We start from the raw sequence: 24,405 nt of genomic DNA, 5'->3' as shown, positions 1-24,405 counted from the left end.
ATCAACTTTCATTGCTAGCTTTACGTTATAATTAAGCCAAAATTATGGAGTCGGTTAAGTTATGCTTTTTTTACAACCCTTATATGAATATATTTTTCATACTTATGCAACTCGAGTTAATCACTTTGCTCTAATTAAGTTGATTTTATATAGCTTGGATAAGACGCTTTTTTATTTTATTATTTTCGTGATTATTCGATTATGCTGGTTATTGTTTATCAGACATCGTAGAACGTTAAAATCTGAAGCATGTGTTTGGATTTTTGCTTTTTATGTTATCTTGCTTTTAATGCTAACCGGATTTAGAGATACGTATTTTCCATGGCAACTGACGTTTAATTTTCATCGTGATTTAGGTGAGATTAATCTGGTATTTATGAAAGAAACAATAAAGTTAACTCATGGACAAAGTTTACTTGACTTTTTCTATAATTCTCTTGGTAATGTTCTATGGTTCATTCCATTTGGTTTGTTGTTCCCTGAAGTTATTCAAAAAAATAAGATGGGAGTAACAGTTATAGTCGGTGCATGTTTATCTATATGTATTGAAGGATTGCAGTTTATTCTAGAAACTGGGGTAAGCGATATAGATGATGTATTTTTTAATGTTTGTGGTGCGATAATAGGCTTCATAATCTACAAAATTATTTACAGGTTCTTAATAAGAAAAAACTCTAGTTTTATGAAGAAGTAACTGCTAAAATAAGGGTTGTACGTGAAAAAGTTACAAAAAAGGAAGTTTAAATAATGAATAAAGTTGTTCACTTTGATGCAAGTAAATTAACACCATTTGTTCATGAAAATGAATTAAAGGAAATGCAAGCAATGGTAACTGCTGCAGATCAAGAATTACGTGAAGGTACTGGTGCAGGTAGTGACTTCCGTGGTTGGATTGATTTACCAATTAATTACGATAAAGATGAATTTGACCGTATTAAAAAAGCAGCTGAAAAGATCCAAAAAGATTCTGAAGTTTTAGTTGGTATTGGTATCGGTGGTTCTTACCTTGGTGCTCAAGCTTCTATTGAATTTTTAAATAGTTCTTTCTACGGTAGAGAAAAAGAAAAGTACCCAACTGTTGTATTCTGTGGTAACTCTCTTTCAGGTTCATACCTTTATGACTTGCTTGAATGGTTAGGAGATAAAGATTTCTCAATTAATATCATTTCTAAGTCTGGTACTACTACTGAACCATCAATTGCCTTCCGTGTTTTGAAGGACAAGTTAATTAAGAAGTATGGTAAAGAAGAAGCTGCTAAGAGAATTTACGCAACTACTGACCGTGCTAAAGGTGCTTTGAAGACTGAAGCAGATGCTGAAGGTTATGAAGAATTTGTTGTTCCTGATGACATTGGTGGTCGTTTCTCAGTATTATCAGCTGTTGGTTTACTTCCAATTGCAGTAGCTGGTGGAGATATCGATGCAATGATGAAGGGTGCTGCAGATGCACGTGCTGCATACACTGATCCAGATGTATTAAAGGATAGTCCATACCAATATGCAGCTCTTCGTAATATTCTTTACCGCAAGGGTTACACTACTGAATTACTTGAAAACTACGAACCATCATTAAGAATGTTTGGTGAATGGTGGAAGCAATTAATGGGTGAATCAGAAGGTAAAGATCAAAAAGGGATTTACCCATCTAGTGCTAACTTTACTACTGATCTTCACTCACTTGGTCAATACATCCAAGAAGGTCGTCGTAATTTGATGGAAACAGTTATTCGTGTTGAAAACCCAACACATGATGTAACTATTCCAGATGATAAAGAAAACTTAGACCAATTAAACTTCTTATCTGGTAAGACTATGAATTATGTAAATGATCGTGCTTACGAAGGTGTAGTTTTAGCTCACACTGACGGTGGCGTACCAGTTATGACTGTTGATATTGAAAATCAATCAGCACATACTTTGGGTTACTTGATTTACTGGTTCGAATTAGCTGTTGGTATTTCTGGTTACTTAAACGGTATTAACCCATTCAACCAACCAGGTGTTGAAAGCTACAAGAGAAATATGTTTGGTCTTTTGAACAAGCCTGGTTATGAAGATTTACATGACGATTTAACTAAGCGTTTAAAGTAAAATAAAAATTACTCGGTATAATAGTAACGGTTATACGCATAATATAGCGGAATATCATTTCGTTAAAGAAAGAGTAGGGAGCATTGTTGTTTCCTACTCTTTTTATGTGTTGGAGAAAGGAAATTCAATTGAATAGAAAACAAGATAAAAGAAACATCATGGCAGTTTTAGCCGCAGCTTTTATGTCATTTGTGGGAATTTTGACAGAAACGAGTTTAAATGCAACTTTTCCGACTATGATGAAATAATTTAATGTAAGTTTGGATGTCGTTCAGTGGACAACAACCGGTTACTTACTAATGATTGCAATAATTATGATTTGTTCCTCATATTTAAATGAGCGTTTTACTGCTAAGCAATTGTTTGTTGTATCTTGTGGCGGATTTATTGTCGGAAGTTTGATTAGCGCTTTTGCAGGCGAGTTTTACGTTTTGCTATTTGGAAGATTAATCTCATCTTTGGGAGCAGGACTTAGTATTCCTTTAATGTTTAATTTAATTGTTGAAGTTATGCCACAAAAAAGTGGGGACTATACATGGGAATTGTTGGTTTGATTATCGCAATGGCACCAACTTTAGGACCAGCATTTGGTGGAGCAATAACATATTATTTTAATTGGCGAGATATCTTTTTTATTGTAGCTATTTTTGCTGCAATTGTATTTTGTGCTGGAGTAAGAGTAATTGGTAAGTATCATGAACAAACTCAACGCAAGTTTGACTATCTTGGTTTTGTTTTGTTAGCGACTGCTTTTATTACTTTAACTTTGGGAGTTAATCAGATTAGTAGAGGATTTAAAAATATATTTTTATGGCTACTTTTAGTTGGAAGCTTGTTGCTTTTTTATTTATATAAAAAATGGGCACAAAACAATAAAGAAAGTTTATTAAATATCGCTGTATTTAGACAAACAGCATTTGTTTATGGTGCATTAGCATACTTTTTACTACAATTTGCTAATATTGGGGTAAGTTTTGTTTTGCCAAATTACATCCAAATTGTTGGTCATCAAAATGCGCTCATTGGTGGCTTGGTTTTATTGCCTGGAAGTATTATTGCAGGTCTCTTAAATCCAAAATTTGGTAGTTTATATGATCGTTTGGGTGCCAAGCCATTACTCTATACTGGAGGATCAATATTAGCACTTAGTGGCCTTTTATTTGCACTTTATGTATTAACCTTAACAACTTTAATGATTATGTTCTTTTATGGCTTACTAGCTTTTGGACACCGTATGTCTTTTAGTAATACATTGGTAGAAGCCTTAAAAATTGAGCCTAACAATTTGCATACTGATACTACAGCAGTGTGTCAGAGAGCTCAGCAATTAGCTGGCTCGATAGGAACGACAATTATGGCAGCAATCATAGCAATTTTCCAAAATGAATCGAATTCAAGTTATGCAATTCGTACTGCTCGCGGAAATCGAGCAGCATTTTATTTTATATTTGGATTAGGAATTTTGATTTTAATTTTAGATTGGGCTATGTTTAGGTTAGAAAGAAAAAATAGCGTTAAGAATTAGAAAGTGTATTACCATGAATACGAATGCTGAATTTATGGATATGGAAGAAGTAATCTTTAAATTTGCTCAAGAATTATATTTTAAAAATCAAGTAGCAAGTGATTTAGTGGAAAAAGATGAACAAAAAGATCTTTTGCATTTGGATAGAAGTGGAGTAGAAAAATTACAAGAGATAGATGGAATAATTAAGGATTTTTGTCAACCGCAGATTAGAGCAATTCTGCAGGTAAGTCAAAATGCACATACGTTGCAACCAGATTTTAAATTAGTAAAGAACCAGACGCACCAATTAATTCAAAATTACGATAATTTAAAGAAATTAGTTCAGTTTAGAAAGAAAATACGTGCCGAGAAAAACAAAAAATTAAGCTCTGAATGGTTAGAATTAGAAAATAATCTTGAGAAAATGAATATCACTAAAATAGAAAATATAGAAAAGTCTGTGATAGAAAACGAGGATAAGTGATATAATTGAAAAGCTGCGTCATGGTGAGTAAGACATGACGCAGCTTTTTTTGTAGAAAATAGTTTATTATACGACTTAATTTATGAAATAGAGGAGGATAATTATGATAAAGAGTAAAAAGAGCAAACTTATTCCACGTGAGTATGATGAGGTTATTTTAAAGACAGGTGAATTAGTAGGACTAATGGACCAAGTGGATGAAACTCATTTTTTACCTGATTATGGTGTTGAAACACCTGAGCAAGAAAAGAAAACAATGGCTATGGCACCAATTTCAATTGATGATATAGAAAAAGTGGTTTATAGACCGAAAGATTCGCAGTAATAGTGTCTTTATCAAATTTAATCATAGAAAACAAAAAGCCTTTAATATCAACGGTTCTAATTCATTGACATTAAAGACTTTCACGAAAATTGAGATATTCGGGCTCGAACCGAAACATCCAGGAACCAGAATCCTGTGCCTTACCAATTTGGCTATATCTCAGTAATATCACCCGTACGAGAATTGAACTCGTAACTCCACCTTGAGAGGGTGGCGTCTTAACCATTTGACCAACGGGCAAATTCAACATATGTAAATATAATTGAATATGAGAAATATGTCAAGTTCTATCCTGCTTTTTTCTTTTGAAAAGATAAGGTATTATAAAACCTAGGTGAATTAGGATGATAGAATTTTTTAAAACACAACATTTGATTGAAGAGATGGTAAGCGAGAGAATTGTACCTGGTGTTAACTATGCATTCATTAAGGAAAAACAGGTCTTTTCTTCAACTGTAGGCTTTGCTAGCCTTATGCCAGATGTTAAGCAGCTTAGTCCATTTGCGCTTTATGATTTGGCTAGTTTAACTAAGGTTTTAGGAACGACAAATGTTTTTCTAAAGCTAAAAGAAAATGGAAAATTAAATTTTACAGAACCACTTAAACAATTTATTCCTGAATTCAAGGATGAACGAGTTCGCTTAAGCCATCTTTTGACGCATACTAGTGGTATTAGAGGGTGGATCCCTAATAGAGATCAGCTTTCTGCCTCAGAGCTTTTAAAAGCAATTATATCTTTACCTGTAACAGATGAATTTGAAACTAAGATGCGCTATGCAGATACTAACTTTATTTTGTTAGGTTTAGTTCTTGAAAAAATATATGGTCTGCCTGTACAAGATGTGATTACAAAAGAAATCATTTTGCCAGCACAGCTAAAAGAAACAACTTTTCATCCTAATCCTACTGATTGTGTTCCAACTGCTTTTACTGAAGATGGGGATTTATTGCAAGGAGTTGTACATGATCCTAAGGCACGGGTTTTAGGAAAATATTGTGGTTCTGCAGGCTTATTTGCTAATTTAGAAGACTTAATAAAAATGACTCAAGCATATCTAGGTTTGCGGGATGATGTTTTTCCATTAAAGCAAGATACTCTGGCTAGTTTATTTCAAATTAAAACAACAAAAAAAGTACATCCACGTTCTTGGGGATGGGATTTACGGTTTGATCCTATGGATCAGCATCCATTGATTTTTCATACGGGATTTACCGGAACTTTCATATTAATCGATCGTCTTAACCAAACTGCAATGATTGTATTAACTAATCGGATTCATCCAAGTGGACATAATCAAGTTTTTCTAGCTATGAGAGAAAAAATTGTTAATACGTTTTTAAAAGAGAATATTTATAAAAATTAAAAGACCAATGTCGTTGATGACATTGGTCTTATTTGTTGTATTTTACATACCTGCTTTGATAATTTTCTTTTCACCCATTGTTTTACGAAGTGAAAGCATAGCAGTATATGTAGCTAAAATATAAACTTTCTTAGTTGGTACTGTTGAAATTTCGGCTAAGATAGCATCATTATCTGTAGCAGTTGTCATTAAGCCTGGATCAAAGCCAGAAACTTCTAGTCTGAATCCCATATCATGCCAACGTTTACCACCGACTATGACTTTATTGATCTGATCTTTATTTAGACCTTCATAATCTGCATCCCAAATCCAAGAAGTATCAATTCCATCCGCATGGTTTGCATTTAGGAGAGTGACTAGGGAATAACGATCTTTTTCAGTATTAAGCATATGGAGAACTTCATCAAGTCCAACTGGATTTTTAACTAAAATCAAATCGATTTCTTTGCCTGCATAGTTGATTAATTCTTGACGGCCAAAAATACGTTTATTTTCAGCAAAGCTTTGAGCAACTTCGTCATCAGTTAATCCAAATTCTCGAGCTACAGAATAAGCGGCTAAAGCATTATAGATATTGTAAGTTCCACCGATACCGATACTGTAATCTTTTTCGCCCATTTTGAATTTTAAGCTATTCGGAGTTTGATCAATAATTTCATTTACAGTGTAAGTTAAATCAGGTCTATGGTAGCCACAATTAGGGCAGAAGTAGTCTCCAAGATTAGCGTAAATACGTTCATGATAGTGTAAGATATGATCGCATTTAGGACATAAGACACCATCAGTATTCACAGGAGCTTTAAAATCGTTTTCAGGTTTGTCATCCGGGAGTTTAAATCCATAGAATACTTTTTTATTGGGTAGGTCAACTGATGAAAAAATACTTGCATCTCCGTTAGCAATAATAGTTGCATCAGGTGCTAATTTAATTCCATCGACAATTTTTTGATAAGTAGTGTAGATTTCACCATATCTATCCATCTGATCGCGGAAAATATTAGTTAGAACGAAGACACTAGGATGAAGCAATTTTGTTACCATTTTTACATTTGCTTCATCAACTTCTAAAACAGCAATTCTCTTTTTGCTTCTTTTATTTTTATGAGCTAAAAATGCTGTAACAATTCCTTGCTGCATATTTGAGCCAGATGGATTGGTTAAAATATCGCCATATTTTTTCTTCAATGCTTCTACGATTAAAGCAGTAGTCATTGTTTTACCGTTAGTTCCAGTTACAATGATTGTTTCATAGCCTTTTGCTAATGAATTTAATACTTCAGGATCAATTTTCATGGCAAACTTTCCAGGAAAACTCGTCCCACCCTTTAATACATTATGAAGAAACCAGTATGATGATTTACCGGCTGCCTTAGCGATGCCTGATTTTAAATTCATATTCTTATCCCTCACTTTAAAACTAAATTTTACTATAGCATATCAATAAAATGAAAACGACCTTTTTATTTTTATCTGCACGATTTTTAAATTTACTTTATACTAATTAGGATAATATTAGTGAAAGTATTTAAACTTAATAATGGAGGAATTTTGCAGTGGCCCAATTGTTTTTTCGCTATGGAGCAATGAGTAGTGGTAAGTCAATTGAAATATTAAAGGTTGCACATAATTATGATGCTCAAGGACGAAAAATAGCCTTGATGACAAGCGGTGTAGGTGATAGAAGTGGCGTAGGGACAGTGGCGTCGAGAATCGGCTTACATCGTAAGGCAATTCCGATTGATGAAGACATGAATTTGTTTAATTACATTTCAAAAATGAATAAGAATGATGTTGAGTCTGGTAATGGGACTGTAGCTTGTGTTTTAATTGATGAGGCGCAGTTTTTGAAACGACACCACGTATTAGAGTGCGCAAAAATTGTCGATGAATTAAAAATACCAGTAATGGCATTTGGCCTAAAGAATGATTTTCAAAATCATTTATTTGAAGGTAGTGAAAATTTATTGATTTTTGCTGATAAAATAGAAGAAATGAAGACTATTTGTCACTATTGTGGTCATAAGGCTACAATGAATTTACGGATCAATGATGGAAAACCTGTTTATGAGGGTGAACAAGTTCAAATTGGCGGAGATGAATCTTACTATCCAGTTTGTCGTTTTCACTATTTTCATCCAGATAAGCAGAGATAAATTTGAGGAAGGACAGTAAAAATGGATAAAGTGATGGCTCAATTGGAAGGATTAGTTGCCCATTATGAAGAACTTCAAGAAATGATGGCTGATCCAGAAGTTATTAATGATACTAAACGCTATATGGAAATTTCTAAAGAAGAAGCCGATATGCGTGAAGTAGTACAAAAGTATCGTAAATATAAGTCAGATATTAAGGAAATTGAAGATAATAAAGAAATTATTTCTAATGAATCTGATAGTGATTTAGTTGATATGGCTAAGGAAGAAAATTCTGAATTAGAAGAAGAAGTTTCTGAATTAGAAGACGAGATTAAGATTTTAATGCTTCCAAAAGATCCTAATGATGATAAAGATATCATTATGGAAATTAGAGGTGCTGCTGGTGGAGATGAAGCTTCATTATTTGCTGGCGACTTACTTAGAATGTATGAAAAATATGCAGAAACTCAAGGTTGGAAGGTATCTTTAATTGATTCAGAACCAACTGAAGTTGGGGGCTATAAGCGTGTTGCTGTTATGATTACAGGTGACAAAGTTTACTCAAAATTAAAATACGAAAACGGAGCTCACCGTGTTCAACGTGTTCCTGTAACTGAGTCTCAAGGACGTGTTCATACTTCTACTGCAACAGTTGCTGTTATGCCTGAATATGAACAAGTAGATATAGATTTAGATCCTAAAGATATTCGTGTAGATGTTTACCGTTCATCTGGTGCCGGTGGTCAGCACATTAACAAAACTTCTAGTGCCGTACGTATGACCCACCTTCCTACTGGAATTGTAGTTGCTATGCAAGATCAACGTAGTCAGCAACAAAACCGTGAGAAAGCTATGCAAATTTTGAAATCACGTGTTTATGACTATTACGAAAGTCAAAATCGTGACCAATATGATGCTAAGAGAAAAGACGCAGTTGGTACTGGGGATCGTTCTGAAAGAATTAGAACATACAATTACCCTCAAAACCGTGTAACTGATCATAGAATTGGTTTAACTTTAAATAAGCTTGATCGTGTAATGAACGGGGAATTAGATGAGATTATTAATGCCTTAGTTCTTTACTACCAAACTCAGCAATTAGAAAAGATGGCTGAAGAAAATGCCTAAAAATTTAAAGCAAATAAAAGAAAAGGTCCTAGCCGATAATCCAGAAGTGCGTGTTGATGATATTGACTATGTTTTGGGTGAAAGATTAAACTATACGCCTTCAGAGTACGAATTGCATATTAATGATGAGCTGACTTCTGAACAAGAGAAACAAGCATTGAAAGATATGAAGAAACTCCGTAGAGGAATTTCTCCACAATATATCTTGGGTTATGCGTGGTTTTACGGTTACAAGATCTTAGTTAATCGCGGTGTTTTGATTCCTCGATTTGAAACTGAAGAGTTAGTGAAATGGGCTCTTGAGAATATTAAGTCTGGAGAAAAAATTCTAGATTTAGGTACCGGTTCAGGTGCAATCATGGTTGCTTTAGTTAAACAAGCACAAGAACAGGGAATTAGCGATTTAACCCTATATGCAAGTGATATTACTGATTCAGCTTTACGTGAAAGTGAAGAAAACTTTTTAAAGTATGATTTAGATGTTAAAACGCGAAAAGCCAATGTATTAGTTGGACTAGAGAAATTTGACATGATAATTTCTAACCCGCCTTATATTAAAACTAGTGAAAAAGTTTTGATGGATGTAAACGTAATAAAAAATGAACCAGATACTGCTCTTTATGGTGGAGAAGATGGATTAGATTTTTATCGAAAGTTTGCCAAGCAAATTCGCTCTCATTTAAATTCTAATGGTCAATTTTTTTTAGAGTTTGGATTCAGTGAAAAAGAGCAACTAGAGAACTTATTTAAAGCCGAATTGCCAGACTTTAAAGTGGAATTTAGGGAAGATTTAGCTGGTAAGCCAAGAATGGTTCATGGAAGGTGGATGAAGTAATGGAAACTAAAATTTTCAATAAAAAACAAATTCCCGAGGCAGTTGAACTTTTAAAAAAAGGTGAATTAGTAGCTTTCCCCACTGAAACTGTGTATGGCCTTGGTGCGTTAGCAACTAATGAAAAGTCGGTTAAGGGAGTCTATGCTGCTAAGGGACGTCCAAGTGATAATCCTTTGATTGTCACTGTAGCTGACGAAAAGATGATGGAAGAATATGTTAATAACGTACCAGAACGTGCTAAAAAACTGATTAAGCATTTTTGGCCTGGTCCTTTGACGATTATTCTTTTTGTGAAAGAAGGAACTTTACCTGATGCTGTTACAGGTGGTCTGCCAACTGCCGCTTTTCGTTGCCCAAATGATGAAATGACGCATGAACTAATTAGCCGATTGGGAAAGCCAATTGTAGGACCATCAGCTAATACTTCAACTAAGCCTAGTCCAACAACAGCAGAACATGTTTATCATGATCTAAAGGGTAAAATCGCTGGAATCATTGATAATGGACCTACTGAAATTGGTTTAGAGTCGACAATTGTCGACTTATCAGTTGAAACTCCAACTGTTCTCCGTCCAGGTGAGATTACTCCAGAAGAAATTTCGTCTGTTCTTGGTGAAAAAGTTTTGATGAATAAAGGAACTACGCAGACAAAGGGAATTCCAAAAGCGCCAGGAATGAAGTATCGTCATTATGCACCTAGTGCACCTGTTTTTATTGTGGACAAAGAAGAAGATTTTAAAAAAATCAAATGGGATGATGAAACTGGCGTAGCAGCACTTGATGAAGTACTTGAAAATATTGATAGTTCTAATAAATTTAGTTTAGGTAAGACTATTGACAAAGCTGCTCATAATTTGTTTGGAGCTTTGAGATATTTTGATAGTGAGGATAATATTAAACGGATCTATGTTCAAGGCTTTGATCATGGAACAATTAGTGCAGCCTATATGAATCGTCTAAATAAGGCAGCTGCTGGTCATCACTTTAAATAGGATTAGAGGCATGTAGAAAAACATGCCTTTTTTCGTATGATTTTCGAAACATTTATCTAATAATTTGTTAAAATAGTGAGCGAAGTATTATTTAGAATATAGGAGGCCATTATGGGTAAGTTTACCGTTTTGAATCACCCGTTGATCCAACATAAGTTAACGATTATTCGTAAGAAAGATACAGGTACTAATGAATTTCGTCAAATTGTTGGTGAAATCGGTGGACTCATGGTGTATGAAATGACACGCGATTTGCCATTGAAGAATGTTGAGATTGAAACTCCAATTGGAAAATCAACTCAAAAAGAATTAGCAGGTAAAAAATTAGTAATTGTTCCAATTTTACGTGCTGGTCTTGGAATGGTTGATGGTGTGCTGCAAATGATCCCATCTGCAAAAGTAGGACACATTGGAATGTACCGTGATGAAGAAACCTTAAAGCCACATGAATATTTCTTCAAGATGCCACCAGATATTGAAGAGCGTGAATGCATTATTGTTGATCCAATGCTTGCAACCGGTGGTTCAGCTAATATGGCAATTGAGGCTTTAAAGAAGCGTGGTGCTAAGAATATTCGCTTAGCCGTTTTGGTTGCTGCTCCTGAAGGAGTAAAGGCTGTTCAAGAGGCAAATCCAGATGTTGACATCTATGCAGCAGCAGAAGATGAAAAATTAATGGATAACGGTTACATCTATCCAGGTCTAGGAGATGCTGGTGATAGGTTATTCGGAACTAAGTAATTTTTCTCAAAAATATTTTGAAATTGAAATTTTTGGGTGTTATCATTTTTAGTGTGTTTGAGGTATTCAGCACAAGAAGGGAGGTCACGAAGTGAATGAGAAATCTGTAGTCGTTAATGTATTCGGCTTAAATTTCAATGTAACTAATTGCTTAGGGGGAACGTTAGTCGCAATTGCGGTTTTCTTTCTTGTTTGGTATTTAGGACGCAATGTTTCCTTAAAACCTAATAAAAAGCAAAATCTTTTGGAATATATGATTGATTTTACAAATGGGATTGTTAAGGATAACGTTGCTGACGTAGATGCACAAAAGCACCTATCTTTATATGCCTTTACCCTATTCATGTTCATTTTCTTTATGAACCAGTTAGGTTTGTTCTTTGAGTTTTCAATTAATGACCATATCCTTGTCAAATCACCAACTGCTAACCCATTGATTACTATGACCATGGCAATGATGACATTGCTCTTGTCTTATAACTTTGGTGTTCAGAGGTTTGGTGCCAAAGGTTATTTTGCAAATTATGCAAAACCAGTTGGATTTTTACTTCCAATCAATATTATTGAGGAATTCACTAATTTCTTGACGTTATCACTACGTCTTTACGGTAATATTTATGCCGGTGAAGTATTGTTAACTTTAATCGGTAATCGTTTTGCAAAGAGTGCGGGTTGGTTTACCGTCATCGCTTCGGTTCCACTAACTTTAATCTGGCAAGGCTTCTCTGTCTTTATTGGCTCTATCCAGGCATATGTATTCGTAACTTTGTCAATGGTATATATTGGTAAAAAGGTTACTGAAGAATAATTTTACGGAGGTTTTTTTATGAAATATTTAGCTGCCGCAATTGCCGCTGGTTTAGCTGCTTTGGCTGCTTCCTACGGTAACGGAAAAGTTATTTCAAAAACTATTGAAGGTATGGCAAGACAACCTGAATCTGCTAATAACCTTAGAGCAACTATGTTTATCGGTGTTGGTTTGATCGAAGCTGTTCCTATCTTAGCTATCGTTATTGGTTTCTTAATTCTCTTCCTGTAATTTGCGTTTTAAGAACAAGATCGTAATTACGAGAAAGAAGGGTTGAGACATGCAATTTATGTTTGCAGCCTTAAAATTAGAGTTAGGTGACACGCTTTACTATCTTTTGATCTTTGCAGCTTTGCTCCTATTAGTTAAGCACTTTGCTTGGGGCCCTGTAACAAAAATGATGGAAGAACGTCGTCAAAAGGTAATAAGTGACCTTGATCAAGCAGAAAGTGATCGAAAGAAAGCTGAATTGCTTGCTAATCAACGTGAAGCCGCCTTGAAAGACTCTAAACAAGAGGCAACACAAATTCTTTCTACTGCAAAAAGCAATGCGGAAAAGACTAAGAATAATATTATTAGTCAAGCTGATCAAGAAGCTGCCGCAATTAGAAAGAGAGCATCAGAAGATGCTGCTCAGGCAAAAACTGATGCTCTCAATGAAGCAAGAGATCAAGTAGCTGATATTTCTGTTGCTATTGCCGAAAAAGTAATTAGTAAGAATTTATCTGCTGCTGATCAGAAAGACTTGGTAGATCAATTTATCAAGGGGCTGAATGACTAATGGCTTTAAGTAGAGAAGAAATTGCTTCCAGATACAGTAAAGCTTTATTTGCTTATGCGCAGGATGCTAATAGCTTAGATGCAGTACATGAGGATATGAATGTATTGCTTCAAGTAGCTAAAAAAAATCCTGATATGCTGCGTTTGTTAAGCGATCCAATTATTCGAAAGAATCAAAAAGAGGAATTCTTATCAAGTTTTAGCGATAAGTTTTCAATTGAAACTAAAAATTTTTTGGATTTCTTATTAGAATATCGCAGATTTGAATCTTTAACTGCAATTATTGAGGCATTTAATGCTCTTTATGATGAATATAAGAATATTGCTTCAGGGATCGCAGTAAGTGCTATTAAGCTTAATGAAGATGAATTAAGTCGAATAAGCCAAGCCTATGCTAAGAAGTATGGTTTTAAAGAATTGATTCTGACAAATAAAGTGGATCCAAGTATCTTAGGAGGTATTATCCTCAAAGTTGGGGATCGCATTATTGATGGTTCTATAAGAACTCGATTGCAACAAATTCGTGAGCAATTAATTGAAAATAGATAAAAGAGGTGAAACCATTGAGCATTAAAGCGGAAGAAATTAGCGCTTTGATCAAGCAACAACTTGAGAAATATGATGATAAGCTCAACGTCAACGAAGTTGGTACTGTTACCTACGTCGGTGACGGTATCGCCCGTGCTCACGGTCTAAATAACGTATTATCAAGTGAATTATTACAATTTTCTAATGGTTCATACGGTATTGCGCAAAACCTAGAAGCCAATGATGTTGGTATCATCATCTTAGGTCGCTTTGACGATATTCGTGAAGGTGATCAAGTTAAGCGTACTGGTCGAATTATGGAAGTTCCTGTTGGCGATCAATTAATAGGTCGTGTTGTGAACCCATTAGGTCAACCAGTAGATGGTTTAGGTGAGATTAAGACTGATAAGACTAGACCTATTGAAAGTAAAGCTCCTGGGGTTATGGACAGACAATCCGTTAACCAGCCTTTACAAACTGGTATTAAAGCTATCGATGCTTTAGTTCCAATTGGTCGTGGACAGCGTGAATTAATTATTGGTGACCGTAAGACAGGTAAAACTGCTCTTGCACTAGATACAATCATTAATCAAAAGGGTCAAGATGTTATTTGTATTTACGTTGCCATTGGTCAAAAGGAATCAACAGTTAAAAACTCTGTTGAAACTTTAAAACGATTTGGTGCTATGGACTACACTATTGTCGTAGAAGCTGGTCCTAGTGAACCAGCACCAATGCTTTATATCGCTCCATATGCAGGAACTGCAATGGGTGAAGAGTTTATGTACAATGGTAAGGATGTATTAATCGTATTTGATGACTTGAGTAAGCAAGCCGTTGCATACCGTGAAATTTCCTTACTTCTTCGTCGTCCACCTGGTCGTGAAGCTTATCCAGGTGATGTTTTCTACTTACACTCTCGTTTACTAGAACGTAGTGCTAAGTTGAATAAAAAACTTGGTGGCGGTTCAATGACTGCGTTACCATTTATTCAAACCCAAGCTGGGGATATTTCAGCTTATATTCCAACTAACGTTATTTCCATTACTGATGGACAGATTTTCTTGGAAGCTGATCTATTCTTTGCTGGTACCCGTCCTGCCATTAATGCCGGTGAATCAGTTTCCCGTGTTGGTGGTAGTGCACAGATCAAGGCTATGAAAAAGGTTGCAGGTACATTGCGTGTGGACTTAGCATCATATAGAGAGCTTGAAAGTTTTGCTCAATTTGGTAGTGATCTTGATCAAGCTACTCAAGCTAAGTTAAATCGTGGACGTCGTACTGTTGAAGTATTGAAGCAACCACTACATAAGCCACTTCCTGTTGAAGATGAAGTATTAATTCTTTATGCTTTGACACATGGCTTTTTGGATGCAATTCCTGTACCTGATATTCAACGTTATGAACTTGAATTATATGATTACTTTGCAAGTACCTATAACGACTTACTTGATGTAATCCGTACTACAGGAGATTTACCTGAGGAAGATAAGCTTAATGAAGCTTTAAAGAACTTCAACGAAGGTTTTTCAATCAGTAAGAAATAGAAGAGGAGGTTTTTTCATTGGCAGAATCTCTCCTTGAACTGAAAAAAAAGATTGCTTCAATTCAGAAAACAGGTCAAATAACTGAAGCTATGAGAATGGTTTCAGGTGTTAAATTGAATAGAACTGAAAAACTTGATCAAGAATATACTATTTACAACGATAAAGTTAGAGCAACCGTTTCTCATCTAATGAGTTCACAAATTGTGAATCAATTAGGTAAAGAGACAAATGAATATAGTGAATTTGGCAGTCAATCTAACATTGATTATAGTAGTTTCTTTGATTTAGGTACTTTAGTATCTTTAGTTCAACCTCGTAAAGAAATTAAATCGACTGGTTACTTAGTAATTAGTGGAGATAGAGGTTTAGTTGGTTCTTATAACAGTCAAGTTATTAAGAATATGATGAGTATCTTTAAAGATGCTGATGCCCAAAATAAAGATGTTAAAATTTTGGCAGTTGGTAGTGTTGCAGCACAATTTTTTAAGAAACAAAATCTTAATGTAGTGTATGAATATAGTGGTGTAAGCGATGTTCCAACTTATAATGAAGTTAGAGATATTGTTCAAACTGCTGTAAAGATGTACTTAAATGGCGTTTATGATGAACTTTTTGTTTGTTATACTCACCACGTAAATACTTTAACTTCTGCTTTTAGAGTAGAAAGCATGCTACCAATTTCTGACATTGATATTAATCATAAAGAAACAATGCCAAAAGACTACATTATTGAGCCAGATATTGATTCAGTATTGAAGACAGTTTTACCTCAATTTGCTAAATCAATGATCTTTGGAGCTATTTTGGATGCTAAAACTGCTGAGCATGCAAGTTCAATGACAGCTATGCAGAGTGCATCTCAAAATGCCGATGATGTTGTTTCTGGTTTGAAGACTAAATTGAATCGAGCAAGACAGGCACAAATTACTACCGAAATTACTGAAATTATCGGTGGTGCAAATGCCTTAGAATAAAATAGAAAAGGAGGTAGATGTTTTGAGTAAAGGCGAAATTGTCCAAGTTATTGGACCTGTCGTTGACGTGGAATTCCCACTAGATAAAGATTTGCCTGATATTAATAACGCCTTACATGTCACAAACAACAATGGTGATACTCTTGTTCTTGAAGTTACACTAGAACTTGGTGACGGTGTTTTAAGAACTATCTCAATGGAATCTACCGACGGTTTAAGACGTGGTATGGAAGTTGAAGACACAGGTGCTCCAATTTCTGTTCCTGTTGGTAAAGACACTTTAGGACGTGTCTTTAACGTATTAGGTGATCCAATTGATGGTGGTCCTGCTCTAGGTAAAGATGTAAAACGTGAAGGTATTCATAAAGAAGCACCTAAGTACGATGAATTAAGCACAAGTGAAGAAATTCTAGAAACTGGTATTAAAGTTATTGACTTACTTGAACCATATGTTCGTGGTGGTAAGGTTGGTTTATTCGGTGGTGCCGGTGTTGGTAAGACAACTATTATTCAGGAATTGATTCATAATATTGCCCAAGAACACGGTGGTATTTCTGTATTTACTGGTGTTGGGGAAAGAACACGTGAAGGTAACGACCTTTACTTTGAAATGAAGGCATCTGGCGTTTTATCTAAAACTGCCATGGTCTTTGGTCAGATGAATGAGCCACCTGGTGCCAGAATGCGTGTTGCATTAACTGGTTTGACTATTGCGGAATACTTCCGTGATGTTGAAGGTTTAGACGTATTATTATTTATTGATAATATTTTTCGTTTCACTCAGGCAGGTTCTGAAGTTTCTGCTTTACTTGGTCGTATGCCAAGTGCCGTTGGTTACCAACCAACTTTGGCAACTGAAATGGGTCAATTGCAAGAACGGATTACTTCTACTAAAAATGGATCTATTACTTCAATTCAAGCCGTTTATGTGCCAGCTGATGACTATACGGACCCAGCTCCTGCAACTACATTCGCTCACCTAGATGCTACTACTAACCTAGAACGTCGTTTGGTTGAACAAGGTATTTACCCAGCTGTTGACCCACTTGAATCAACTTCTAGTGCCCTAGATCCAGAGATTGTTGGTGAAGAACACTACGAAGTAGCTGTTAAGGTTCAACATATTTTGCAACGTTACCAAGAATTGCAAGATATTATTTCTGTTTTAGGTATGGATGAATTATCAGATGATGAGAAGTTAATCGTTGAACGTGCAAGAAAGATTCAATTCTTCCTTTCACAAAACTTCTTTGTTGCTGAACAATTCACTGGTATTCCAGGTTCATATGTACCAATCAAGGAAACAATTAAAGGCTTCAAGATGATCATTGATGGTAAATTAGATGATCTTCCAGAAGATGCTTTCCGTAACGTTGGACCAATTGAGGATGTTATTAAGCAAGCTGAAAAGATGGGAGTTACTCCTAAAAATCCTGAAGCAAAAGCAATGCTAGAAGCAAAGTAGGGTGATGCGTGATGGCAGATCCAGAAAAAATTATAAAAGTTAGTGTTGTAACACCTGATGGTATTGTCTATTCGCACAATGCTACAATGGTAGCAATGCGCGCAATTGATGGAGATCGTGCAATTATGTATGATCACCTCCCAATTGTTACTCCTTTAGCTATTGGTGAAGTTCGGGTAAAAAGAACGCATGAAATGAATAATCGTGTTGATCATATTGCTGTTAATGGGGGCTACATTGAGTTCTCAAATAATGAAGCAACCATCATCGCTGATAGTGCTGAACGGGCTCGCAATATTGATGTTAAACGTGCACAATCAGCTAAGAAGCGTGCTGAACAACATATGCAAGAAGCTAAAGAGAAGCACAACGAAAGAGAAATGATAGAAGCTGAAATTGCTTTACGTCGTGCGGTTAATAGATTACATGTACATGAAAATTACGGTAAATAGAAATGAGAAAGACGAACGATGTGTTCGTCTTTTTTTATGGAGAAAATTATATGATGAAACAAGTTGGAATACATGCTATTGTTAGTTTAATCACTTATTTAGTTACGATTGCTTTTTCTTTTAGAGCTGTAAGAGGGCTGAGGATAGATCAACTTTTTAAAAAAGGACATACCTTTGAAATTCAAGTTTTTTTACTTTTTATTTCCCTTGCTTTAGGTTTTTTAGTAGGTCAATTTATTTTAGCTTTAGTAGACCAATCACTTGCTTTAAAGATGCTTTTTTAATGATTTTTATAAGAAATCAATTAGAATCACAGTTCTTTCTACTTGTTCTTAAAGAAAAGCAGTATTTATGTTACAATTTTTAATGATAAAATACTGGAGGCACTAGCGTGGCAAGAGATATAGGAATTGATTTAGGAACTGCAAATGTTCTAATAAATGTGTCTGGCAAAGGAATTGTTTTAAATGAACCTTCCGTAGTTGCTGTTGATACAGATAAGGATAAGGTCGTCGCAGTAGGTACTGAGGCTTATAAGATGGTGGGACGTACACCAGGTAATATTAGAGTAATTAGACCTTTAAAAAATGGTGTAATTGCAGATTTTGATATTACAGAAGAAATGCTTAGTTACTTTATTGAAAAGTTAAATGTAAAGGGCTTTATGTCCAAGCCTAATATTTTGATTTGTGCTCCCACTGGAGTTACTTCGATTGAGCAAAAAGCTATCATTCAAGCTGCTGAAAAATCAGGTGGTGGTCGTGTATATTTAGATTTCGAACCTAAAGTGGCTGCTGTAGGAGCTGGGCTTGATATTTTTAAACCACAAGGAAACATGGTTATTGATATTGGTGGTGGAACAACTGATATCGCTGTGCTTTCAATGGGCGAAATTGTAACTTCTCGCTCTCTTCGTTGGGCAGGAGATAAAATGAATCAAACAATTGCTAGCTACATTAAGAGAAGTAAAAATCTTCTTGTTGGACAACATACAGCTGAACAAATTAAGATTCAGTTAGGAACCGCTTTTGAAGCTGATCCAACTAAGACTATGACAGTTCGTGGTCGTGATATGGTAGATGGTTTACCAAAGCAAGTAACAATAAATGAACTAGAAGTTCAAAAGGCTCTTGAAGATGGTTTGATGTCAATAGTAGCAGCTACAAAAGAAGTTCTAGAGCAAACCCCACCAGAATTATCTGCCGATATTATTGATCGTGGTATTATGTTAACTGGTGGTGGAGCATTACTTAAGAATATTGATAAATTGATTACATATTATCTTCAAGTCCCTGTCTTAAAAGCTGACGACCCATTAGAAGCTGTTGCTAATGGAACAGGTGTATTGCTTAAAAATATTGAAAATCACCAGAGACACTAATTATGAATAAAGAAAAGTTTGATTTTTCATTAGTAAATAAGTATTTAAAAAAAGTAGGAAAGATTTTTCTATATTTACTTGCGACTATGCTCTTAGGAGCGTTTATTGGATGCGGAGTAGCAAGTGGAAATCCTTTTGCAATTTTCTTTCCTACAACATGGGTTCATTTTTGGGAATTTTTAAGTTAAAATGAATAAATTGCTAATTGAGTTAGTAAATATTTATAAGAAATTTATTTCTCCAATTTTGCCTCCAACATGTAGGTATTATCCTACTTGTTCAACTTATATGATTGATGCTTTAAAAAGGCATGGAGCAATATTAGGCTTAACAATGGGTTTAGCACGAATATTACGCTGTAATCCATTTGTTAAGGGAGGAGTAGATCCAGTACCGGATTATTTTACCTTGCGCCGTAATCCACATCCTGAACGATATGAAGATGAAATTATTGCGCAGGCGTTTCATTCGAATAAAAAGTAGGAGAATTTTTATGTCTAGAAAATTGGAAAGTATTGATATTGAAGTTAATGAAAGAAAAGGCACTGCAACGCCAACATGGGAAGTTATCATTCCTGGTAAACGTTCTATTGGTATTATTGAACAAGAAGAAGAGCGCTACCATGTAGTATCTTCCAAAACAAGTCATAGTCTTTATTCAAAGACTTTAGAAAGTGCTATTAATGAATTACTTTCATACTTTACTTTGCATGAAAAATAAACAAAGTAGGGATATACAATGACGAAAGTTGAAAATAAAGCAGATTGGTTTGATCGTATCGCTTGGGGTGTAGTAATTCCAGTCTTTTTATTAGCAGTTATCAGTTTATATGGCATTTGGGTAGCAACTGTAAATGATCCTAAAATGGGAAGTCCTGTAAAGGCTGTTATTACTCAAGGAGTCTGGTATCTGGTATCAATTGCATTAGTAATTTTTGTAATGCAGTTTGATGCAGAACAACTTTTTAAGATTGCGCCTATTGCGTATGGAATTGGTATTGTTTTGCTTATCGCGGTTTTATTCTTGTATAATCGACAAGTCTTTGCAGATACGGGTGCTAAAAGTTGGTTTAAACTTGGACCTTTAACTTTTCAACCGTCTGAAATTATGAAGCCAGCTTTTATTTTGATGCTAGCAAGAGTAGTAGAACGGCATAATGAACAATATGCGCATACTTTTAAAACAGATTGGCTTTTAATTGGAAAAATATTTGCATGGTTAGTCCCAGTAGCAGTACTTTTGAAATTACAAAATGACTTTGGTACGATGCTTGTATTCTTTGCCATTGTTGGGGGAGTAATACTAGTTTCAGGGATTACTTGGAAAATAATTGTACCAGTCTATGGATTAGTATTTATTATTGGTGCGAGTGCAATTCTTTTAGTTACCACACCAGGTGGACAAGCCTTTTTAGGAAGTGCTTTTAATTTTAGAGCTTACCAATTCCAAAGAATAAATTCTTGGCTAAATCCTGCTCAAGATACCTCCTCTGGAGCTTATCAATTATGGCAAAGTATGAAAGCCATTGGCTCAGGTCAAATTTGGGGTCATGGGTTTGGTAAAGTTAGTGTTTATGTACCAGTTAGAACATCAGACATGGTCTTTTCAGTTATTGGTGAGTCATTAGGATTTGTAGGATGTTGTGTCCTAATTTTGATTTACTTCTATTTGATTTTTCAAATGGTAAAAATTACTTTTGAGACTAGGAATGCATTTTATTCTTACATTTCAACTGGTATCATAATGATGATTTTGTTCCATGTTTTTGAAAATATTGGAATGGGAATTGACCTACTACCATTAACAGGTATTCCGCTACCATTTGTTTCTCAAGGTGGTTCAGCTTTACTTGGAAATATGATCGGTATTGGACTAATTCTTTCAATGAAATGGCATCATAAAGACTATATCTTTAGTACTGCTGGAGACTTTTAAAAGCATAAAAAAAACCTTGTCATAATTTTGACGAGGCTTTTTTTATACCATTAATTAATTTTCTTGATTTTTCTTAATATCTTCGTTTTGTGCAGCTGGGTGACGAACTACTAAAACGTCACAAGCGGCAGTGCGAGTAACGTATTCAGTAATGCTACCAATTAATAACCTCTCAACTGCATTTAGACCAGTAGCACCAAGAATAATTAAATCAATATTGTGTTCTTCAGGAAATTCATGAGCAATAATATTCTTTGGAGAACCAAATTCAATAGAATAATGAACATCCTTAACACCGGCATCTTTAGCACGATTATAATATTCTTCGATCTTGGTTTTTGCTTCTTCAGATACTTGTTCCACCATTGCTGAGTCAAAGCTAGAGACATCTTGAAAAGCACGTGTATCAACTACGTGAAGAATTTCAAGAGTAGCACCATTTCTTTTAGCGACTTCAACAGCCTTGCTAAATGCAACGTCTGCTTCTTTAGAACCATCAACGGCAACTTGGATACGTTGGTATTGTTTTAACATGTTGATCACCTCTCTATCAATATTTTATCAAAAATTGATTTAAATTGAATAATAAAACTATTCATTTAAATTCATAAATGTGAATGAAAAGATAGAGATGGCCAGTGCGGCAATAATTAAGGTAATAAAGTTAAATACTTTAGGTAAAGTAAATAAAATTATTATGCCTATAATTCCAGTTAAAATTAGCACTAAACTTGTAACGGAAAATAAAGTATTAATTTTTTTATTTCCAATAAAAGTAAAAATAATAAATTGACCTTTATTTTTACTTTTAATTAAATACCATGCTGTAATAAATACTAATAAAATAAAGATTAGCATCAAAATTTTTAATACCACTTACTGATCCTCGCTTAATAAAAAAAGCGGCTTACGCCGCTTCCTTGAATTTCAATAAAATCTGAGTTGACTGCAACATAATGACGCTTGTTGAACCCGCAGTGTTCAAAATTTGAATCTATGTCGCAGTGAATATGGATCCTAGAACAAGCTAGTATTCCGATTCAGATGTTATTCATAAATTCCAACGTCTTTAGTTTGATCGGTCAACTTTGTAATTAGGTTGATCAACTCAGATCACTATCTATTCTAACAAAGATATAGTCTATGTCAATAAATTGAATTTACTTTTTTAAACCGTCATGTTGCATCTTTTTTAAGCGTAAATACTGTCTCTTTAGTGCATCTTCAATTTTAGAATTTCCTTTAGGCTTAAAGTAAGAAGCGTCTTTCAAGTTATCTGGTAAGTACTGTTGTGGAACCCAATCATTCTTGAAATCATGCGGATAAATGTAGGAAACTCCATGATTCAATTTTTTTGCACCTTTATAATGAGCGTCTTTTAGATTATTTGGAATCGAATCATTTTGTTTATTTCTTATATCATTAATTGCAGAATCAATTGCAGTAATTGCACTGTTACTCTTGGGTGATAAACAAAGTTCAATTACGGCATTAGATAAAATGATTCTTGCTTCAGGTAGGCCTACCATTTGTGCCGCTTGAACTGCGTTTACTACTCGGCTGCAAGCAGAGGGATTGGCGAGCCCAATATCTTCATATGCAATAACTAATAAACGTCTACAAATTGCTATTAAATCGCCTGATTCGCATAAATTACCTAAATAGTAGAGTGCAGCATCGGTATCAGATCCACGAATGGATTTTTGAAATGCTGATAATAGATCATAATGACCATCGCCATTGGCATCATAATTTTGAGCTTTAAATTGAATAGAATCTTTTATTTCATTTTTATCAATAATGAGTTTATGGTCAGAACTTTTATCTTGTTTTTCTTGATCAGTTGATAAAACGGCTAATTCTAAAGCGTTAAGAGTAGATCTTAAATCACCATTACCTTTGTCAATAAGTAAATTGCGTGCGTCTTTTGTTAATATAACATTATATTTACCTAAGCCATTTTCAGAGTCGTTTAATGCACGATCGATAGCTCGAGAAATATCTGTGCTCTGAAGGCGATGCAGTTCAAAGATCTGACAACGCGATCGAATCGCAGGAGAAATAGAAATGTATGGATTTTCGGTAGTTGCTCCGATTAAAATAATATTGCCAGACTCTAATAGAGGAAGAAGAAAGTCCTGCTTGGTTTTATCTAAACGGTGAATTTCATCTAAAAGTAAGATGACAGTACCGCTCATTTTTCCTTCTTCGGCTACAATTTGTAGGTCTTTTTTTGTATCTGTTGCAGCATTAAGTTTTCTAAAAGCATATTTTGTTGAGCCAGCAATAGCGCTGGCAATACTTGTTTTGCCGATGCCGGGAGGGCCGTAGAGAATCATTGAAGACAATAATTTTGCTTCAACCATTCGTCTAATTATCTTTTTATTTCCAACTAGATGTTCCTGTCCAACTATTTCATCTAAATTTTTTGGACGCATACGATAAGCAAGAGGTTGCATGATTAATCCTTTTTCCTAAATAATCTATCCCAAAAACTCGGCTTTTTTCGCTCGGTAAGTTGTTCATTAGGAACTTCAGGGGCATAGACTTGATTGATTTCAACTCGATAATGGTTGATAGCTGTTTTTGAAACCACTAGGATTCCAGTAGCATTTGGTTCATCTTTAGCATTATCATCATTTATCAAGGTAAATTTTATATCTTTTTGAGAGCAGAGCCCCATTAGTTTACTGATGAAGTCGTTTTGAGGCATTTTTCCATTTATTAAAATAGTGTAGCCTTTATAGTCATCAATATGTTTCAAGAATAAAGTATCTAATTTTTGATTATTTGTTTCTTCTACAGTCATTCGAATTAAAACACGTTCGCGAAGAGAACCTAAATATCGTCTACGTTCATCGGGACATGTTTGAGGAGTAATGCCTTGAGCAGCATGTTCAAGACGTGTGTTTAAATCTTCAGTCATAATTCT

29 protein-coding genes, 2 tRNA genes and 1 pseudogene are annotated in these 24,405 nt (G+C 34.8%); 25 read left to right on the top strand and 7 right to left on the bottom strand.

Going from position 1 to position 24,405, the window contains the following annotated elements; translation table 11 throughout:
- The first annotated feature begins 61 nt into the window (after positions 1–61).
- The 5 genes and pseudogenes from H1A07_RS06055 to H1A07_RS06035 all read left to right on the top strand — a co-directional run bounded on the left by H1A07_RS06055 (position 62) and on the right by H1A07_RS06035 (position 4,407).
- A complete protein-coding gene (locus H1A07_RS06055) occupies positions 62–694 on the top strand; it encodes a VanZ family protein (RefSeq protein WP_210144689.1) in 633 nt (210 codons plus the stop codon).
- A gap of 53 nt (positions 695–747) precedes the next feature.
- Positions 748–2,091, top strand: coding sequence for a glucose-6-phosphate isomerase (locus H1A07_RS06050; protein WP_094498522.1), 1,344 nt, complete (start codon positions 748–750; stop codon positions 2,089–2,091).
- A gap of 104 nt (positions 2,092–2,195) precedes the next feature.
- Positions 2,196–3,616: pseudogene (locus H1A07_RS06045) on the top strand (MFS transporter).
- 13 nt (positions 3,617–3,629) lie between these two features.
- Positions 3,630–4,082, top strand: a complete 453-nt coding sequence (locus tag H1A07_RS06040) for a hypothetical protein (protein WP_210144688.1) — start codon at positions 3,630–3,632, stop codon at positions 4,080–4,082.
- Positions 4,083–4,185: 103 nt separating this feature from the next.
- Positions 4,186–4,407 (top strand): hypothetical protein, encoded by a 222-nt coding sequence (locus H1A07_RS06035; protein ID WP_094496236.1) that lies wholly within the window; start codon positions 4,186–4,188, stop codon positions 4,405–4,407.
- An 89-nt stretch (positions 4,408–4,496) separates the two neighbouring features.
- Here H1A07_RS06035 and H1A07_RS06030 read toward each other — a convergent pair.
- Together H1A07_RS06030 and H1A07_RS06025 are read right to left on the bottom strand one after the other, a co-directional pair.
- Positions 4,497–4,569, bottom strand: a tRNA-Gln gene (locus H1A07_RS06030).
- Between the two features lie 6 nt (positions 4,570–4,575).
- A tRNA-Glu gene (locus H1A07_RS06025) sits at positions 4,576–4,647 on the bottom strand.
- A 104-nt stretch (positions 4,648–4,751) separates the two neighbouring features.
- Between H1A07_RS06025 and H1A07_RS06020 the strand changes: the two genes are divergently transcribed.
- Complete coding sequence (locus tag H1A07_RS06020) at positions 4,752–5,771, top strand: serine hydrolase domain-containing protein (protein ID WP_153938719.1); 1,020 nt, start codon at positions 4,752–4,754, stop codon at positions 5,769–5,771.
- A gap of 42 nt (positions 5,772–5,813) precedes the next feature.
- Here the strand turns inward: H1A07_RS06020 and H1A07_RS06015 are convergent, their stop codons facing one another.
- Positions 5,814–7,166, bottom strand: a complete 1,353-nt coding sequence (locus H1A07_RS06015; protein ID WP_210144687.1) for a Mur ligase family protein — start codon at positions 7,164–7,166, stop codon at positions 5,814–5,816.
- Positions 7,167–7,324: 158 nt separating this feature from the next.
- Between H1A07_RS06015 and H1A07_RS06010 the strand changes: the two genes are divergently transcribed.
- From H1A07_RS06010 to H1A07_RS05920, 19 genes are all read left to right on the top strand, one after another.
- Positions 7,325–7,924: a thymidine kinase gene (locus H1A07_RS06010; protein WP_057719460.1), complete on the top strand. Its 600-nt coding sequence runs from the start codon at positions 7,325–7,327 to the stop codon at positions 7,922–7,924.
- Between the two features lie 21 nt (positions 7,925–7,945).
- Positions 7,946–9,034, top strand: coding sequence for a peptide chain release factor 1 (gene prfA, locus H1A07_RS06005; protein WP_210144686.1), 1,089 nt, complete (start codon positions 7,946–7,948; stop codon positions 9,032–9,034).
- Complete coding sequence (prmC, locus tag H1A07_RS06000) at positions 9,027–9,869, top strand: peptide chain release factor N(5)-glutamine methyltransferase (protein WP_210144685.1); 843 nt, start codon at positions 9,027–9,029, stop codon at positions 9,867–9,869. The genes prfA and prmC overlap by 8 nt, the downstream gene beginning before the upstream one ends.
- Complete coding sequence (locus tag H1A07_RS05995; protein ID WP_057719457.1) at positions 9,869–10,861, top strand: L-threonylcarbamoyladenylate synthase; 993 nt, start codon at positions 9,869–9,871, stop codon at positions 10,859–10,861. Before prmC ends, H1A07_RS05995 begins: the two co-directional genes overlap by 1 nt.
- Positions 10,862–10,972: 111 nt before the next feature.
- Positions 10,973–11,602 carry a uracil phosphoribosyltransferase gene (upp, locus tag H1A07_RS05990; protein WP_004897613.1) on the top strand — a complete coding sequence of 210 codons (630 nt, stop codon included), beginning with the start codon at positions 10,973–10,975 and terminating at the stop codon, positions 11,600–11,602.
- A gap of 91 nt (positions 11,603–11,693) precedes the next feature.
- Positions 11,694–12,410 carry a F0F1 ATP synthase subunit A gene (gene atpB, locus H1A07_RS05985; RefSeq protein ID WP_004894150.1) on the top strand — a complete coding sequence of 239 codons (717 nt, stop codon included), beginning with the start codon at positions 11,694–11,696 and terminating at the stop codon, positions 12,408–12,410.
- 18 nt (positions 12,411–12,428) lie between these two features.
- On the top strand, positions 12,429–12,641 hold the full coding sequence (gene atpE, locus H1A07_RS05980) for a F0F1 ATP synthase subunit C (RefSeq protein ID WP_004894153.1): 213 nt from the start codon (positions 12,429–12,431) through the stop codon (positions 12,639–12,641).
- Between the two features lie 49 nt (positions 12,642–12,690).
- Positions 12,691–13,191 carry a F0F1 ATP synthase subunit B gene (gene atpF, locus H1A07_RS05975; protein ID WP_004894154.1) on the top strand — a complete coding sequence of 167 codons (501 nt, stop codon included), beginning with the start codon at positions 12,691–12,693 and terminating at the stop codon, positions 13,189–13,191.
- On the top strand, positions 13,191–13,739 hold the full coding sequence (locus tag H1A07_RS05970; protein WP_094503627.1) for a F0F1 ATP synthase subunit delta: 549 nt from the start codon (positions 13,191–13,193) through the stop codon (positions 13,737–13,739). The genes atpF and H1A07_RS05970 overlap by 1 nt, the downstream gene beginning before the upstream one ends.
- Before the next feature lie 14 nt (positions 13,740–13,753).
- The gene (gene atpA, locus H1A07_RS05965; RefSeq protein ID WP_057719454.1) at positions 13,754–15,265 is read left to right on the top strand and encodes a F0F1 ATP synthase subunit alpha; all 1,512 of its coding nucleotides are present in this window, start codon (positions 13,754–13,756) and stop codon (positions 15,263–15,265) included.
- Between the two features lie 17 nt (positions 15,266–15,282).
- The gene (locus H1A07_RS05960; RefSeq protein WP_057719453.1) at positions 15,283–16,239 is read left to right on the top strand and encodes a F0F1 ATP synthase subunit gamma; all 957 of its coding nucleotides are present in this window, start codon (positions 15,283–15,285) and stop codon (positions 16,237–16,239) included.
- A gap of 22 nt (positions 16,240–16,261) precedes the next feature.
- Entirely contained in the window at positions 16,262–17,704 is a 1,443-nt protein-coding gene (atpD, locus tag H1A07_RS05955) for a F0F1 ATP synthase subunit beta (RefSeq protein ID WP_057719452.1), read from the top strand.
- 11 nt (positions 17,705–17,715) lie between these two features.
- A complete protein-coding gene (locus tag H1A07_RS05950; protein ID WP_210144684.1) occupies positions 17,716–18,156 on the top strand; it encodes a F0F1 ATP synthase subunit epsilon in 441 nt (146 codons plus the stop codon).
- Positions 18,157–18,206: 50 nt separating this feature from the next.
- Positions 18,207–18,440, top strand: coding sequence for a DUF1146 family protein (locus tag H1A07_RS05945; protein WP_210144683.1), 234 nt, complete (start codon positions 18,207–18,209; stop codon positions 18,438–18,440).
- A gap of 107 nt (positions 18,441–18,547) precedes the next feature.
- Positions 18,548–19,537, top strand: coding sequence for a rod shape-determining protein (gene mreB, locus H1A07_RS05940; protein WP_057719450.1), 990 nt, complete (start codon positions 18,548–18,550; stop codon positions 19,535–19,537).
- A gap of 2 nt (positions 19,538–19,539) precedes the next feature.
- Positions 19,540–19,725 (top strand): DNA-directed RNA polymerase subunit beta, encoded by a 186-nt coding sequence (locus tag H1A07_RS05935; RefSeq protein ID WP_057719449.1) that lies wholly within the window; start codon positions 19,540–19,542, stop codon positions 19,723–19,725.
- A gap of 1 nt (position 19,726) precedes the next feature.
- Positions 19,727–20,020: a membrane protein insertion efficiency factor YidD gene (yidD, locus tag H1A07_RS05930; RefSeq protein ID WP_057719448.1), complete on the top strand. Its 294-nt coding sequence runs from the start codon at positions 19,727–19,729 to the stop codon at positions 20,018–20,020.
- Between the two features lie 10 nt (positions 20,021–20,030).
- On the top strand, positions 20,031–20,258 hold the full coding sequence (locus tag H1A07_RS05925; RefSeq protein ID WP_057719447.1) for a DUF2969 domain-containing protein: 228 nt from the start codon (positions 20,031–20,033) through the stop codon (positions 20,256–20,258).
- A gap of 18 nt (positions 20,259–20,276) precedes the next feature.
- A complete protein-coding gene (locus H1A07_RS05920) occupies positions 20,277–21,473 on the top strand; it encodes an FtsW/RodA/SpoVE family cell cycle protein (protein ID WP_057719446.1) in 1,197 nt (398 codons plus the stop codon).
- Between the two features lie 54 nt (positions 21,474–21,527).
- On the opposite strand, the gene H1A07_RS05915 is transcribed toward H1A07_RS05920, so the two are convergent.
- From H1A07_RS05915 to H1A07_RS05900, 4 genes are all read right to left on the bottom strand, one after another.
- Complete coding sequence (locus tag H1A07_RS05915; protein ID WP_057719445.1) at positions 21,528–22,007, bottom strand: universal stress protein; 480 nt, start codon at positions 22,005–22,007, stop codon at positions 21,528–21,530.
- A 57-nt stretch (positions 22,008–22,064) separates the two neighbouring features.
- Positions 22,065–22,349, bottom strand: coding sequence for a hypothetical protein (locus H1A07_RS05910; protein ID WP_094503630.1), 285 nt, complete (start codon positions 22,347–22,349; stop codon positions 22,065–22,067).
- Between the two features lie 284 nt (positions 22,350–22,633).
- A complete protein-coding gene (locus H1A07_RS05905) occupies positions 22,634–23,932 on the bottom strand; it encodes a replication-associated recombination protein A (protein ID WP_210144682.1) in 1,299 nt (432 codons plus the stop codon).
- Between the two features lie 2 nt (positions 23,933–23,934).
- Complete coding sequence (locus H1A07_RS05900; RefSeq protein ID WP_094498511.1) at positions 23,935–24,399, bottom strand: YueI family protein; 465 nt, start codon at positions 24,397–24,399, stop codon at positions 23,935–23,937.
- Positions 24,400–24,405 lie beyond the last annotated feature (6 nt).

The organism is Lactobacillus taiwanensis (assembly GCF_017894345.1).
GTDB lineage: Bacteria > Bacillota > Bacilli > Lactobacillales > Lactobacillaceae > Lactobacillus > Lactobacillus taiwanensis.
The sequence above is the reverse complement of the archived record's forward strand: the minus strand, read 5'-3'. Positions and strand labels throughout refer to the sequence as shown.

What these genes read in the sequence shown, in the direction of transcription:
- H1A07_RS06055 (WP_210144689.1), top strand. Translation starts at nt 62, where the DNA reads ATGCTTTTTTTACAACCCTTATATGAATATATTTTTCATACTTATGCA.
- H1A07_RS05945 (WP_210144683.1), top strand. Translation starts at nt 18,207, where the DNA reads ATGATGAAACAAGTTGGAATACATGCTATTGTTAGTTTAATCACTTAT.
- prfA (WP_210144686.1), top strand. Translation starts at nt 7,946, where the DNA reads ATGGATAAAGTGATGGCTCAATTGGAAGGATTAGTTGCCCATTATGAA.
- H1A07_RS05995 (WP_057719457.1), top strand. Translation starts at nt 9,869, where the DNA reads ATGGAAACTAAAATTTTCAATAAAAAACAAATTCCCGAGGCAGTTGAA.
- H1A07_RS06040 (WP_210144688.1), top strand. Translation starts at nt 3,630, where the DNA reads ATGAATACGAATGCTGAATTTATGGATATGGAAGAAGTAATCTTTAAA.
- H1A07_RS05950 (WP_210144684.1), top strand. Translation starts at nt 17,716, where the DNA reads ATGGCAGATCCAGAAAAAATTATAAAAGTTAGTGTTGTAACACCTGAT.
- H1A07_RS06020 (WP_153938719.1), top strand. Translation starts at nt 4,752, where the DNA reads ATGATAGAATTTTTTAAAACACAACATTTGATTGAAGAGATGGTAAGC.
- H1A07_RS06035 (WP_094496236.1), top strand. Translation starts at nt 4,186, where the DNA reads ATGATAAAGAGTAAAAAGAGCAAACTTATTCCACGTGAGTATGATGAG.
- H1A07_RS05970 (WP_094503627.1), top strand. Translation starts at nt 13,191, where the DNA reads ATGGCTTTAAGTAGAGAAGAAATTGCTTCCAGATACAGTAAAGCTTTA.
- H1A07_RS05920 (WP_057719446.1), top strand. Translation starts at nt 20,277, where the DNA reads ATGACGAAAGTTGAAAATAAAGCAGATTGGTTTGATCGTATCGCTTGG.
- H1A07_RS05900 (WP_094498511.1), bottom strand. Translation starts at nt 24,399, where the DNA reads ATGACTGAAGATTTAAACACACGTCTTGAACATGCTGCTCAAGGCATT.
- prmC (WP_210144685.1), top strand. Translation starts at nt 9,027, where the DNA reads ATGCCTAAAAATTTAAAGCAAATAAAAGAAAAGGTCCTAGCCGATAAT.
- upp (WP_004897613.1), top strand. Translation starts at nt 10,973, where the DNA reads ATGGGTAAGTTTACCGTTTTGAATCACCCGTTGATCCAACATAAGTTA.
- H1A07_RS06015 (WP_210144687.1), bottom strand. Translation starts at nt 7,166, where the DNA reads ATGAATTTAAAATCAGGCATCGCTAAGGCAGCCGGTAAATCATCATAC.
- H1A07_RS06050 (WP_094498522.1), top strand. Translation starts at nt 748, where the DNA reads ATGAATAAAGTTGTTCACTTTGATGCAAGTAAATTAACACCATTTGTT.
- H1A07_RS05925 (WP_057719447.1), top strand. Translation starts at nt 20,031, where the DNA reads ATGTCTAGAAAATTGGAAAGTATTGATATTGAAGTTAATGAAAGAAAA.
- H1A07_RS05915 (WP_057719445.1), bottom strand. Translation starts at nt 22,007, where the DNA reads ATGTTAAAACAATACCAACGTATCCAAGTTGCCGTTGATGGTTCTAAA.
- H1A07_RS05935 (WP_057719449.1), top strand. Translation starts at nt 19,540, where the DNA reads ATGAATAAAGAAAAGTTTGATTTTTCATTAGTAAATAAGTATTTAAAA.
- atpE (WP_004894153.1), top strand. Translation starts at nt 12,429, where the DNA reads ATGAAATATTTAGCTGCCGCAATTGCCGCTGGTTTAGCTGCTTTGGCT.
- yidD (WP_057719448.1), top strand. Translation starts at nt 19,727, where the DNA reads ATGAATAAATTGCTAATTGAGTTAGTAAATATTTATAAGAAATTTATT.
- H1A07_RS05905 (WP_210144682.1), bottom strand. Translation starts at nt 23,932, where the DNA reads ATGCAACCTCTTGCTTATCGTATGCGTCCAAAAAATTTAGATGAAATA.
- atpF (WP_004894154.1), top strand. Translation starts at nt 12,691, where the DNA reads ATGCAATTTATGTTTGCAGCCTTAAAATTAGAGTTAGGTGACACGCTT.